This window comes from Sinomonas sp., assembly GCF_036848755.1.
In the GTDB taxonomy this organism is placed as follows: Bacteria; Actinomycetota; Actinomycetes; order Actinomycetales; family Micrococcaceae; genus Sinomonas.
Genome location: NZ_DAIUJO010000037.1, coordinates 1 through 11,953 on the forward strand (window position 1 = coordinate 1; position 11,953 = coordinate 11,953).

14 protein-coding genes are annotated in these 11,953 nt (G+C 70.0%); 6 read left to right on the plus strand and 8 right to left on the minus strand.

Going from position 1 to position 11,953, the window contains the following annotated elements:
• Window positions 1-1,058 (minus strand): glycerate kinase (locus V7053_RS07965; RefSeq protein WP_334171740.1); only part of this gene is annotated, 1,058 nt, incomplete at its 3' end.
• A gap of 72 nt (window positions 1,059-1,130) precedes the next feature.
• On the opposite strand from V7053_RS07965, the gene V7053_RS07970 reads away from it, so the two are divergent.
• Window positions 1,131-1,715, plus strand: a complete 585-nt coding sequence (locus V7053_RS07970; RefSeq protein ID WP_334171741.1) for a TMEM175 family protein — start codon at window positions 1,131-1,133, stop codon at window positions 1,713-1,715.
• 40 nt (window positions 1,716-1,755) lie between these two features.
• Here V7053_RS07970 and V7053_RS07975 read toward each other — a convergent pair whose 3' ends face one another.
• Together V7053_RS07975 and V7053_RS07980 are read right to left on the minus strand one after the other, a co-directional pair.
• Window positions 1,756-3,414, minus strand: coding sequence for an alkaline phosphatase family protein (locus V7053_RS07975; RefSeq protein WP_334171742.1), 1,659 nt, complete (start codon window positions 3,412-3,414; stop codon window positions 1,756-1,758).
• Between the two features lie 233 nt (window positions 3,415-3,647).
• Window positions 3,648-4,415 carry a glycerophosphodiester phosphodiesterase gene (locus tag V7053_RS07980; protein ID WP_334171743.1) on the minus strand — a complete coding sequence of 256 codons (768 nt, stop codon included), beginning with the start codon at window positions 4,413-4,415 and terminating at the stop codon, window positions 3,648-3,650.
• 70 nt (window positions 4,416-4,485) lie between these two features.
• Between V7053_RS07980 and V7053_RS07985 the strand changes: the two genes are divergently transcribed.
• Together V7053_RS07985 and V7053_RS07990 are read left to right on the plus strand one after the other, a co-directional pair.
• A complete protein-coding gene (locus V7053_RS07985; RefSeq protein ID WP_334171744.1) occupies window positions 4,486-4,971 on the plus strand; it encodes an NUDIX hydrolase in 486 nt (161 codons plus the stop codon).
• Window positions 4,968-5,816 (plus strand): PhzF family phenazine biosynthesis protein, encoded by an 849-nt coding sequence (locus tag V7053_RS07990; RefSeq protein WP_334171745.1) that lies wholly within the window; start codon window positions 4,968-4,970, stop codon window positions 5,814-5,816. The genes V7053_RS07985 and V7053_RS07990 overlap by 4 nt, the downstream gene beginning before the upstream one ends.
• Before the next feature lie 22 nt (window positions 5,817-5,838).
• Here V7053_RS07990 and V7053_RS07995 read toward each other — a convergent pair whose 3' ends face one another.
• Window positions 5,839-6,795 carry a S1C family serine protease gene (locus V7053_RS07995; RefSeq protein WP_443022594.1) on the minus strand — a complete coding sequence of 319 codons (957 nt, stop codon included), beginning with the start codon at window positions 6,793-6,795 and terminating at the stop codon, window positions 5,839-5,841.
• A gap of 114 nt (window positions 6,796-6,909) precedes the next feature.
• On the opposite strand from V7053_RS07995, the gene V7053_RS08000 reads away from it, so the two are divergent.
• Both V7053_RS08000 and V7053_RS08005 read left to right on the plus strand, forming a co-directional pair.
• Complete coding sequence (locus V7053_RS08000; protein WP_197061919.1) at window positions 6,910-7,059, plus strand: lmo0937 family membrane protein; 150 nt, start codon at window positions 6,910-6,912, stop codon at window positions 7,057-7,059.
• A gap of 227 nt (window positions 7,060-7,286) precedes the next feature.
• Window positions 7,287-7,514 carry a hypothetical protein gene (locus V7053_RS08005; protein ID WP_334171747.1) on the plus strand — a complete coding sequence of 76 codons (228 nt, stop codon included), beginning with the start codon at window positions 7,287-7,289 and terminating at the stop codon, window positions 7,512-7,514.
• 5 nt (window positions 7,515-7,519) lie between these two features.
• On the opposite strand, the gene V7053_RS08010 is transcribed toward V7053_RS08005, so the two are convergent.
• Genes V7053_RS08010 through V7053_RS08025 form a run of 4 tightly spaced genes read right to left on the minus strand, consistent with a single transcriptional unit; the run spans window position 7,520 to window position 10,691 of the window.
• Window positions 7,520-8,332 (minus strand): HAD family hydrolase, encoded by an 813-nt coding sequence (locus V7053_RS08010; protein ID WP_334171748.1) that lies wholly within the window; start codon window positions 8,330-8,332, stop codon window positions 7,520-7,522.
• Window positions 8,329-8,889, minus strand: coding sequence for a YbhB/YbcL family Raf kinase inhibitor-like protein (locus tag V7053_RS08015; RefSeq protein ID WP_334171749.1), 561 nt, complete (start codon window positions 8,887-8,889; stop codon window positions 8,329-8,331). The genes V7053_RS08010 and V7053_RS08015 overlap by 4 nt, the downstream gene beginning before the upstream one ends.
• A 27-nt stretch (window positions 8,890-8,916) precedes the next feature.
• Window positions 8,917-9,855, minus strand: a complete 939-nt coding sequence (locus V7053_RS08020; protein ID WP_334171750.1) for a carbohydrate kinase family protein — start codon at window positions 9,853-9,855, stop codon at window positions 8,917-8,919.
• A 5-nt stretch (window positions 9,856-9,860) separates the two neighbouring features.
• The gene (locus V7053_RS08025; protein ID WP_334171751.1) at window positions 9,861-10,691 is read right to left on the minus strand and encodes an alpha/beta hydrolase family protein; all 831 of its coding nucleotides are present in this window, start codon (window positions 10,689-10,691) and stop codon (window positions 9,861-9,863) included.
• A 56-nt stretch (window positions 10,692-10,747) separates the two neighbouring features.
• Between V7053_RS08025 and V7053_RS08030 the strand changes: the two genes are divergently transcribed.
• On the plus strand, window positions 10,748-11,851 hold the full coding sequence (locus V7053_RS08030) for a GTP pyrophosphokinase (RefSeq protein ID WP_334171752.1): 1,104 nt from the start codon (window positions 10,748-10,750) through the stop codon (window positions 11,849-11,851).
• Window positions 11,852-11,953 lie beyond the last annotated feature (102 nt).

Here is an 11,953-nt window from a genome sequence, read left to right on the forward strand (position 1 = left end):
ATCGCCTCCGCTGCGCTCGGCGCGAGGTCGACGAGTGCGCCCGCGACCTCGATCCCGTGCTCGGCCAGCTCTTCCGGCGTCGCGAGGATGCGGCCGGCAACGGCTACGACGGGGATCCCGCGTTCCCGAGCACGGTCTGCAAGGGCGATGGGCGCCTTGCCCGTGAGCGACTGCCCGTCGAGCGAGCCCTCGCCGGTGATCACGAGATCGGCGCCGTCGAGCTGGGCGTCGAGGCCGACGAGGTCGGCTACGAGTTCGAAGCCGCTCTCAAGCTCGGCGTCCGTGTAGGCGAGGAAGGCCGCAGGGAAGCCGCCGGCGGCCCCGGAGCCGGGAACGTCGACGTCGCGCCCCGTTGACTCGGCGAGGACGCGGGCCCACGTGCGGAGGCCGGCATCGAGCGCCTCGACAGTCTCGGGATCGGCTCCCTTCTGCGGACCGAAGACGTACGCCGCGCCGTCCGGTCCCGTCAGGGGATTGCGGACGTCGACGGCGATCCGGAACCGGGTGCGGGCAAGCCGGGGATCGAGGGCGGAGGCGTCGACGGCGACGACGTCGGCGAGCGCCGCCCCACCGAGCGGAACGACGTTGCCAGCAGCGTCGAGGGGCGTGAGTCCGAGCGCGCGAAGGGCCCCCGAGCCGCCGTCGGTCATGGCCGAGCCGCCGAGCCCGAGGACGATCTCGGTGGCACCGGCGTCCAGCGCGGCCGCGATGAGCTGGCCGGCTCCGTACGAATGGGCGCGGCGCGCAGTCTCCACAGTGGGCTCGCTCTCGAGGACCGCGAGGCCTGAGGACTGGGCGGTCTCGATCACCGCCGTGGTGCCCTTGAGGGCCCAGGAGGCACCGACGGGTCGCAGGATGGGGCCGACGACCGCATTGTTCCTCTCCTCGAAGCCAGCCGCGACGCCTGCCTCGAGGGTGCCCTCCCCGCCGTCGGCTATGGGAACCCTCGTAATCTGGGCATCCGGGTAGACGCTCAGGGCGCCCTCGGCCATCGCATCGGCGGCCTCGGCCGCGGTGAGGGAGCCCTTGAACTTGTCCGGGGCGATCAGAATGCGCATTCCACCATCCTGCCAGTCCCGACGGAACAGGGCGGAGTGTTTCGAGGGGCCAAGGGTGATTCAATCGTCCCCGTGGAGACCAACCGCGTCGAGGCGTTCAGCGACGGCGTCATGGCCATCGCCATCACCATCATGGTGCTCGAGCTCAAGACGCCCGACACCCCGGACCTGCACGGCGTAGCCCAAGTCCTGCCCACGTTCCTCACCTACGTGCTCAGCTTCATCTATATAGGCATCTACTGGAGCAACCATCACCATCTGATGCACCTGAGCGACAGGGTGGACGGGGGGGCGCTCTGGGCGAACCTCAATCTGCTCTTCTGGCTCTCGATCGTGCCGTTCACGACCCGATGGATGGACGAGAGCAGCCTGAGCCCGCTGCCCGTTCTCGTATACGGAATGAACCTCTTGCTCGCGGCCATTGCGTACACGATCCTCCAGGCGAGGCTCATCAGGCTCCAAGGCGCGGAAAGCCGGCTTGCGCGCGCGATCCAGAACGACGCGAAGGGCAAGTGGTCCCTCGCGCTGTACGTGCTGGGGTGCCTAGGAGCCTACGTCTCGGTATGGATCAGCGCCGCGGCCTACGTGGCGGTCGCGGCGATCTGGATCGTGCCGGACCGGCGGATCGAGCGGGCGGTCTCCGGCGGAGACGAGTAGGGGGCGGCAGGTCAACCCTGCCGCCCCCTACGCCAAGGGATCAGTGCTGGGGAAGGACCTTCGTGCCCTCGATCCGGACGGCCTGGAGCGCATTCACGTTGAGGCCGAGCTCGCGGAGGATGGTCGGGGCGATCTGGGTGGTCTCCACCGTGCTCGTCACAGTCGACGCCAAGGAGTCGGTGCCCTGGGAGACGACGATCGGCACGTGCCGGTCCTCCGGGTCCGCGCCGCCGTGCTCGGCGATCTTCTTGGTGCCGCCCGTGTAGACGACGCCGTGCTGGACGATGCCGAAGATGTCCGGAATCCGGGAGTCGGCTGCCGAGGTATGGAAGAAGTCCGCGACCTGCGAGCCCGCGTAGACGGTCGTGAGGCCCGAGCCCTGGACGGTGAGGGGCGAGCCGCTCACGTTGTTGCCCGCGGCGGAGTGCGAGAGCAGATACTGCTTGGCGAAGTCCGCCGCCGCCTGGGTGTGCTGGGTCAGCCAGAGCTGCATGACGTCGTCGTCCGTCGAGAACGCGACGAGGTCGCTCGAGTGGCCAGCCGCGCGCCAGGCTGCGTTGAGCCCGTCGATGATCGGCCCGTCGTCGACGCGCTTGAGCGAGGCCGAATCGGTCGGCGACTGGCCGTGCTTCGCGGAGAGGATGACGGTCGTCTTCTTCGCGTCAGGGGTCTTTGCGATCGCCGCGGTCATCTGGCCGACCTCGGTGTTGATGTAGTCGAGGGCCCGCGTGAGGAGGGGGCCCGGAGTAACGCCGTCTGCGAGGTAGCCTCCGGCGAGGCCGTCGGAGGACGGAAGCTTCTGGGCCGTCGAGACGGTCTGGAAGTTCATGCCGAAGATGCCGGGCTCGCCCGCCTTCTGGGCGCCCGAGTGATCCTTGCCCGCGATTTCGTTGAGCACGGCCTGGACCTTGTACGTGTCGTACTGCTGGGTCGCGGCGTTGTCCGTGGTCCAGTCGCCCGTGTAGCCGGCGATGGAGGAGTCCGAGTTGATCTCGGGCGCGAAGAGGTCATCGATGCCCGTCCCGGAGGGTCCGCTCAGGATGTCGTACGCGACGTGCTTGTCCGACCACGCCGTGTTCAGGCCGGCCTGCTTGGCGACTTCGAAGACCGTGTTCACCTTGAGGTACTGGTTCGGGTACACGGGCTTGCAGGTCGTGGGGTCGACCGGGAGGGCGGCGGGGTTGAGGAGCGACTTCGCGTTCCCCGTCATCTGGAGGATGCTGTTCGGCAGTCCGGCGAGGCCCTGGCCGGCATCGAGCGCATTCTGGTTGAGGTCCGCGGCCTCGGTGTAGGCGACCTCGGCGCCCGGGGTCGCGCCCGCGCAGTTCGTGGTGCCGGCCGGCAGGAGAGCCCGGTTGTACGTGTCATCGTAGTAGACGCCGGTCGTGCCGGGGTTGCCGCCGGTGACCTGGGCGACCATGCCGGGGAACGAGTCCGACGGGATGGGCGTCTGCGCGTTCGTATAGCTCGTGCCATGGCCGACGAGCGCCGCGAGCGCGGACGTCGGGTGGGTCTTGACGTACCAGTCGAGGTCCGACTGGTGCAGGCCGTCCACCGAGAGGAGCAGCACGTGCTTGTCGGAGTTGGCGCGCTGCGCCGTGGCCGCCGTCGGTGCCGCGACGGCGGCGGACGCGGCGGCCGTCGCGGCGAGGGCCGCGCCGAGCACGGCCGCGGCGGCGCGCTTCGTAGTGGTCTTCATGATTCTCCGTTCCGGCGCCCGCAGCGCCTCATGCCTCCGGCCCCCTGAGGGCCCCGGAGCGATCGTGCCAGCCCGGAACGAACGGGCGACGGCGTAGGGCAGCCCCATCCGGAGAGTTCTCCGAGAATTCCGCGGCGTTTTGCCGTCCTCCCCGGAGACTCCCAGCGAACTCGGGGCAATTTCCCCTTGTTCTCCGGAAGAGGCCGGCCGACCCCCTACAGGCCCGGCAGCGCCTAGCGCCCCGGCGGCCACGCTCCGCGCGCCTCGAAGACGTCTCGGAGCACGTCGGCCCGGTCGCTCACGAGGCCGTCCACACCCAGGTCGAGCAGGCGCACCATGTCGGCCGCCTCGTTGACCGTCCAGACGTGCACCTGTCTGCCCAGGGCGTGGGCGCGTGCGAGGAATCGCGGGGTCATGACGGGAAGGCGGCCCTGCCGCTCTGGCACCTGAAAGCAGTCGACGTCCCGGAGCGCCCAACGGAACAGCCCGGGCGGCGCCGCCGGGCCTCCATAGGCGAGGAGCGCCACCGTCCGCATCCCCGCCGACGACGCGACACGTCGCGAGAGCCGAGAGACGACCGCCCGCCGTCGTGCGTCGGAGGAGGAGGCGACGAGGATCCGCTCGTGGAGACGCATCCGCTCGATCGCCGCGGCGAGCGGGGCGATCGCGTCCGGGCTCTTGACGTCGACGTTGAGGTACGCGTCCGGGAGCGCCTCCGCGAGCTCCTCGAAGCGCAGTACGCGCTCGGCAGGCCCGATGCGCGCACGGGAGACCTCCGCCCACGTGAGGGCGGCGAGTGGCCCGGAGCGGTCGGTCACGCGATCGAGGGTCTCGTCGTGGAACGCGGCCAGGACGCCGTCGGACGTGGCGCGCACATCCGTCTCGAGGTGGGTGAAGCCCAGCTCCCACGCAGCCCGGAAGGCCGTGAGCGTGTTCTCAAGCCCCGTCAGCGAGAAGCCGCGGTGGGCGAGCGCGAGCGGAGGGGCGTGAAGGTAGCTCACGCGCCTCACGGTACCCGGGTAGGCTCGAATCCATGGAAAAGCTGCGCCGACCGTGGAGGAGCTGCGCCTGATGGAGGATCTCAGCCCGGTGAGCCGGGAGTACTTCCGCACCCTGCCTCGACGGCGCGTCGCCGCGGGGCTCGTGATCCGCGACGAGGAGGGGTGCGTCCTCGCGGTGAAGCCCAACTACAAGGAGGGCTGGCTGCTGCCCGGCGGCACTGTCGACCCGGGCGAGGCGCCGCGCACGGCGGCCCGGCGCGAAGGCCGCGAAGAGCTCGGACTCGACATCGAGCCGGGCGCGCTCCTGCTCATCGCGCATTCCGCGTTCCCGGATCCGGTCGGCGACGGGCTCGTCTTCCTGTACGACGGCGGAAGCCTGCCGGACGGCGCCGGGGTCACCCTCCAGGAGGAGGAGCTGACCGAGTGGAGGTTTGTGCCTCCCTCGGAGTTCGAGAAGTATTTCGGGGACCATGGCGCCCTGCACGTGGGGGCCGCTCTCACGGGGCTCGTCGAGGGGCGGACCCTCGAGCTCGAGGACGGGGTGGAGCTCGTATGAGCCTCCCCTTCAGCCAGGTCGACGTGTTCACTTCCGAGTTCCTGCGCGGCAACCCGGTCGCCGTCGTGCATGACGCCGCGGGCGTCTCCGACGATGCGATGGCGGCCTTCGCGCGGTGGACGAACCTCTCCGAGACCACGTTCCTCCTCCCACCGACGCAGCCCGCCGCCGACTATCGGCTCCGCATCTTCACGCCAGGCGGCGAACTGCCCTTCGCGGGCCATCCGACGCTCGGCTCGGCCCGGGCGTGGCTCGAGGCTGGAGGCGTCCCGCAGGACGACGGCGGGACCCGAGGCAGGAGGATCGTCCAGGAGTGCGGCGTTGGGCTCGTCAGCATTGCGGACGACGGCGGCCGTCTCGCCTTCGCCGCTCCCCCGCTGCGGCAGTCCGGGCCCGTCGACCCCGGCGAGGTGGCCGCAGTGGCCGGCTCGCTCGGGCTGGGCGCGGACGACGTCGTGGACTCTGCATGGGTGGACAACGGGCCCGGTTGGGTCGGGGTGCTCCTGCCCGATGCTGAGACCGTCCTCGGTCTCCGGCCCGACTTCGCGGCGATGGGAAGCTACAAGGTCGGCGTCATCGGACCGTACCCGGACGGCTCGGAGACAGCCTTCGAGGTCCGGGCGTTCTGCCCCGGCCTGGCCGTCCCTGAGGACCCGGTCACCGGGAGCCTCAACGCGGGGCTCGGCCAGTGGCTCATCGGGAACGGGCGTGCGCCGTCGTCGTACGTCGCCCAGCAGGGCACGGCACTCGGCCGCCGCGGGCGGGTCCACGTCACGGCGCGCGAGGCGGACGTCTGGATCGGTGGCGACACCGTCGTGGGGATCCGAGGGAGCGTCGAGCTGTAGGAGGCACCGCTGGGAGGCACCGTCAGTCGAGGAGCTCGGCCGGTTCGGCGACGACGTCGACCATCGCCTCCCCGCGCAGGACGGTGATCTCCGTGCGACGCCCGATGGCGTCCTCGAACATATGCTTCTGGAGCGATTGGGCGTCGGCAAGCGGCGCGCCGTTGATGGCGAGGAGCACGTCGCCGGGGCGGATCCCGCTCACGGCCGCAGGGCTTCCCGTGACGACCTCGGCAACGCGGAGCGCCCGCTTCCGGCCGGTCCGGCCGGCCCAGCGCTCGTCGAGGGGGGTCGGGACGCTCACGAGCCCGAGGTAGGCTCGCCGCACCCGTCCGTCCTCGCGCAGGGCTCGGAGGATGCGGCGCGTCGTCGCGTTGATCGGAACGGCGAGCCCGAGCCCGACGCCGGCCACCGCGGTGTTGATGCCAATCACGCGGCCCTTCGAGTCGGCGAGCGCGCCGCCGGAATTCCCGGGATTGAGCGCAGCGTCGGTCTGGATGACGTCCTCGATGAGGCGGGACGCGGTGCGTCCCTGGGCGGGCATGGAACGTCCGAGCGCGCTCACGACGCCGGCCGTGACGCTGCCTTCGAGCCCGAGCGGGCTTCCCACGGCGACGACGAGGGAGCCGACGAGCAGTGCGTCGGCGTTGCCGAACTCGGGCGGCGCCGGCACGGCGATGGCCGTGCGCAGGACGGCAAGGTCGGAGAGGGGATCACGCCCCACCACGTAGAACCGCCCAGACGAACCGTCCGCGAACGCAACCTCGCCCTCCGCCAGCCTGCCGACGACGTGCGCATTCGTGACAAGATGGCCCTCCGCGCTCATCACGACGGCGGACCCCGCACCGCGCACGGTGCGGACGGAGGCAACCCGCGGCGTCAGGTGCCGCGCGACGCCCGTGACGACTTCGGAATAGGCGTCGAGGACTTCATCATCACTCACACCGGGAAAAACGCATGGGACGCCAGCGCCGATTCCCATGATCGCCGCTGGCGAACCGAGCCGAATGGCCGGGCCAGGAATACTCGCGTTTGAACCATGCCGATGCGGGTATCAGTTTGGCACGTGTCCACTAACCGAACTGAGGAGGCCACCGTGCTGCTGTGGATCGCCATTATCCTTTTCGTCCTCTGGCTCTTGGGCTTCATTGCCCTTCCGACCCTCGGAGGATGGGTGCACATCCTGATCGTTCTCGCAGTGATCGCACTCATCGTCCATCTTGTGCGCGGCCGGAGGGCGGTCTAGCAGCAACACGCTTGACTGCCCCGGGCCTATGAGGCGCCTCGCCGAGGTGCTGTGTGCGGATCGACCCCTTCGGTCGATCCGGGCACGGTACCTCGGCGTCGCCGTGTCTGAGGTCTTTTCGAAGCATGGCCCCGCGCTGCCCGGGCGGGCAGAATGTGCTTGACGGCAGTTCCGCAGCTTTTCATCCAGTCCGAAGTTTCCGACAGTCCTGCACAGGAGGTCTCGCCTTGATCTGGATCGCGCTGGTCCTTTTTGTCATCTGGGTCCTCGGCGTCATCGTGAATATCGGCGTCGGGGTCCACATAGTGCTTTTCGTGGCGATCGGCTTCTTTATCGTCTGGGCAATGCACCGGGCGGGCGAACACCGCTACGAAGAGGTCGAGCACACGGTGGTCACAACTCAGCCGGCCGTGGGCGAGCACGGCACGCATCGAGAGCGGGAACTCAGGAGGTAGGCCCGTCAGCCTGCCTTGCGGAGCCCCGCGAGCTTGCGCTCGAGGACCTGGGCGACGCCGTCGTCCTCGATGCCGGGGGCGTGCAGTTCCGTGGCAGCGAGGGCGCGCGGGTGGCCCGAGGACATCGCGTAGCCCTCGCCCGCCCAGGTGAGCATCTCGACGTCGTTCGGCATGTCCCCGAACGCGACGACGTCCTCGGCCTGCACGCCCAGTGCGTGCGCGTACTCTTCCAGCGTCACGGCCTTGTTGACGCCGAGGGGCGCCATCTCGAGCATCGTGAGGTCGAGAGCGGAGTGCGTGACGGACACGAGGTGCCCGACGTGCGGAGCGACGGCCCGGAAGTAGTCCTCGGCGGACATGCCTTCGATCTTGGCCATGAACTTCACGACCTCGTCCCCGGTCACGAGGTCTTCGAGCTCGCCGTGACGCACCTCCTCGAGGAGATGGCGGTGCCGAGGCTCGGCGAATCCCGTCTCCATCACGAACTCCTCGGCCGTCTCGGCCGCGAACGAGGTCTCCGGGAACAGGCCGCGGATGATGTTCCGCACCTCGAGCATCCTGTGCCGGGGAATTCCTTGGGACGAGACGACCGACATCGTCGAAAGGTCGTACACGAGCGCGCCGTTCGAGCAGATGACCGTGCCCGTGTGGCGGAGCTGCTCGCTCAGCGGGGTGAGCCAGCGGGCCGGCCGCCCCGTCACGAAGACGACGGCAATGCCCGCCGCCTCGCAGGACTGCAGTGCGCGGATGGTCCGCTCGGAGATGCGCCCGTCGCGACTCAGGATCGTGCCGTCGATGTCGCTTGCAACAAGCCTCACTGGACCTCGAAGTAGCCGGTCAGCTGCGCCCGGCCGAGCGTGTGGAAGAACAGGTTGAAGCCGAGGAAGGCCGGCGTCGCCTCCGGGCCGACGTCGAGCCGGTCGACGTCGACAGCGTGCACAGTCACGATGTACCGGTGCGGGCCGTGCCCCTTGGGCGGGGCCGCGCCCACGAAGCCCGGGTAGCCGGCGTCGTTCTTGAGCTCGAGTGCGCCCTCCGGAAGGCTCGCGTCGGAGTCGGAGGGGCCCATCCCGTCCGCGCTGCCGCCTGCGCCCTCGGGAAGCTCGTCAACCGTTGCGGGGATGTTCGCGACGGCCCAGTGCCAGAAGCCGCTCGCCGTGGGAGCGTCGGGGTCGAAGACCGTGACGCAGTAGCTCTTCGTTCCCTCGGGGGCGCCGGACCAAGTCAACTGGGGCGAAAGGTCCTTGCCGCCCGGCACCTGGAAGACGCCGCTCACCTGGTTCGGTGCGAGCGTACCACCGTCGGAGATGTCCTCTGACGTCACGGTGAACGGCTCGACCTGGGGCAGATCGTCGTACGGGTTGTGCTTGGCCATGAACACTCCTTGCTCGGGTTGGCCCGCCTACAGCGGGAGGATGTCCCTCACTTCAGCCCGGGTGGGCGGGTTGGCGCCCGGCCGGGAGACGGTGACCGCGGCCGCTCGGGCCGCGAAGTCGAGGATGCGGCGCAGCTCGTCGGCATCGATCCGGCGCAGCTCCGACCGGCGCTGCGCGCCGTCGAGCTCGCGGTCGACGACGCCGCTGAGGAGCGCCGACATGAAGGAATCGCCCGCACCGACGGTGTCGGCGACCCGGACCTTGGCGGCCGGGACCTCGACCTCGCCGGCCGCGCAGATGCCCCAGGGCCCATCCCCGCCGCGGGTCACCACGACGATCGATGGCCCCTCCGGCACCCCGAGCCCCTTCCAGCGGCGGGCCGACTCGAGCGGGTCCACCCCCGGGTACAGCCACTCGAGGTCCTCATCCGAGGCCTTCACGACGTCCGCGAGCGCCACGAACCGTTCGACGAGCGGGCGGACCGCCTCGCGGTCTGTCGTGATGGTGGGGCGGCAGTTCGGGTCGAAGCCGATGGTTGCGCGGGGGCGGGCGCGTTCGACGGCGGAGAGCACCTGGGCGGCGCCGGGTTCGAGCACCGTCGCGATCGAGCCCGTGTGCAGGAGGGTCGTGGCGCCGAGGAGGGTCGAGAGGCGGTCCCGGAGGTCGGGAAGGTGCCAATCGAGGTCGAACATGTAGGTCGCCGCGCCCTTGTGGTCGAGCTCGGCCGTCGCGACCGACGTCGGGCTCTCGTCCGGCGGGAGGGGGACGAGGACGCCCGCACCCTTGAGATGCTCGGTGAGGAGGCGCCCGTTCGGGTCGTCGCCGTAGCGGCCGAGGAACTGAACCGGGTGATCGAGGCGGGCGAGACCGATTGCCACGTTGAGCGGGCTGCCGCCGGGATGGGCCTCCGTGCCGGTCGGCTTGTGGACGACGTCGATGAGGCCCTCGCCGATGACAGTGAGCATGGGGCCTACGGTAGCAGTCTGGCGAGGAGCTCGCGGCACGTTTCGTAGGCTTCCCGGCCCGGGGTGATGGGGGCGAAATGGTCTCCGACCGTCTCGTGCAGCTCCGCCGGATCGCCTGCCTTGCGGGCAGCCCGGACGTACGCCTCCGAGAGCTCGAACGGGACGGCGGCGTCCTCCCGGGAGTGGACCGCGAACACGGGGAGGCCCGTCGGCAGGCGGCCCATGGGGTCGGCCAGCGCGTACTCCTCGGGCAGCGCCGACTCGGGGCCTCCCATGAGGTTCGCCGCGGCGTCGTCGCTGAGCCGGAGGCGGTGGGCGGCCGAGAGGTCCAGGACGCCCGCCTGGCTCACGACGCCGACGAGCGGCACCGCGGGGGTTTCGCCTCCCGTGCGCGCGGCTTGGCTCGCGCGGCCCGCGGCCCACACCGCGAGATGGCCCCCCGCGGAGTGGCCGAGCGCGACCACTCGCCGCGGATCGACCGCGCCTCCCGTCGGTGTCCCGAGGTTCGCGAGGTGGTCGATGCCCATCGCGACGTCGCGGAACGTCGCCGGCCAGCCGCCGTCGCCCGTTCGTCCTTCCCCTCCGGGCCCGTTGGTCCCCGCACCGTCATTCCCCGCCCTGCGGTATTCAAGGTTCCACACGGCCCAACCGTGCGCGGCCAGATCAAGGGCCGTGGGGACGCCGAGCTCGGCCGTCCACCGATCGCGCCAGTAGCCCCCGTGGATCACGACGACGGTGCCGCGCACGGGTGCCCGAGGCCCGGCGTCGTCTGGCAGGAAGAGTTCGCCCCATTGGTCGCGATGGGGGCCGTAGCGGTGGATTTCGCGGGTCGGCACCTCTTCACCCTACGGCTGCCCCCTCGCGTGTCGGTGCCGATTGCTACCGTGAAGGCATGGCCACGAACTATGACCGCTTGGACGCGGGGCAGCGCGCGACCGTCGATGCGTCCGTCGAAACGTATGCCCGGGTCCGCCCGGCGCTCAAGGCGGTCACGCGCGATGTCCTGCACGTCCTGCGCGATATGTTCAACGACAGCGACGAGGCAGATCCGCTCTTCGTCACCGGCCGGACCAAGACGGTCGAGTCGTTCAAGGAGAAGATCTCCCGGCTCGACCCGCCCGCCGAGCCGGGCGGCGCACCAACCCTCAAGTTCCCCGACCCGTTCCGCACCCTCAACGACATGGTCGGCCTTCGCGTCATCACGCGGCTTCCCCGGGACAACGCGATCGCGGCGAACCTCATCAAGCGCCAGCGCGACATCTTCGACTGCCGCGGCGACCGGGAGAAGGCGATCGGTTCGATCGAGTCTGGAACCTACGGCTATTCGAGCCGTCACCTGATCCTCCGCACGCTGCAGAACGACGCCGTCAAGGCGTACCAGACGGTGTTCAACCCGGAACTCCCCGCGAACGGAAGCTACTTCTTCGAGTGCCAGATCCGGACGATCTTCGCCCACGCGTGGAGCGAGATCGAGCACGACATCCGATTCAAGAGCAGTGATCCGCGGGCGTGGAGCCCCCAGTTCGACCGGCAGTTCACCGCGACCGCCGCGATGCTCGAGGTCGTCGAGAAGGAATTCGCGGAGCTGCACGAGCGGTACGAGAAGGTCCGCAGCTTCTGGAACGAAGCCGGAGAGGGAGGGCAGCCGCTCACCCCAGACCGAATCCGGGACGTGTGGCAGACGCTCCTCCCCCACGTGGACCGCAAGGTCGACGACGACTGGGGCTGGGCGGCTGAGCTCGTCGCGGCGCACGGCTTCACCCGGACGTGGCAGCTCGTGGAACTGCTCGACGCCGAGCGCATCACGGATGTCCGCAAGGCCCTCGACCACCGCTACTCCCCCGGCCCCGACCGCCTGCTCGACGACCTCCTGCTGTGGCGCTTCGGCCGCGACCACATCGACCTCACCGCCGAGCCTGCCGAATCACCGGTCCACCCCCGCCGAGACAGCCTCCAGCGCAGGCTCAGGCAGATTGAGCGGTACCGGCTGAACTGACGAGGGCTTCTGGCCCCCGGGCTCGGACTTTGCCCTGCGCTTGGGCTGGGGGCGATGTCCGAAAGGGAGGGCTTCTGGCCGGGGCCTGCGCGGGGCGTGGCC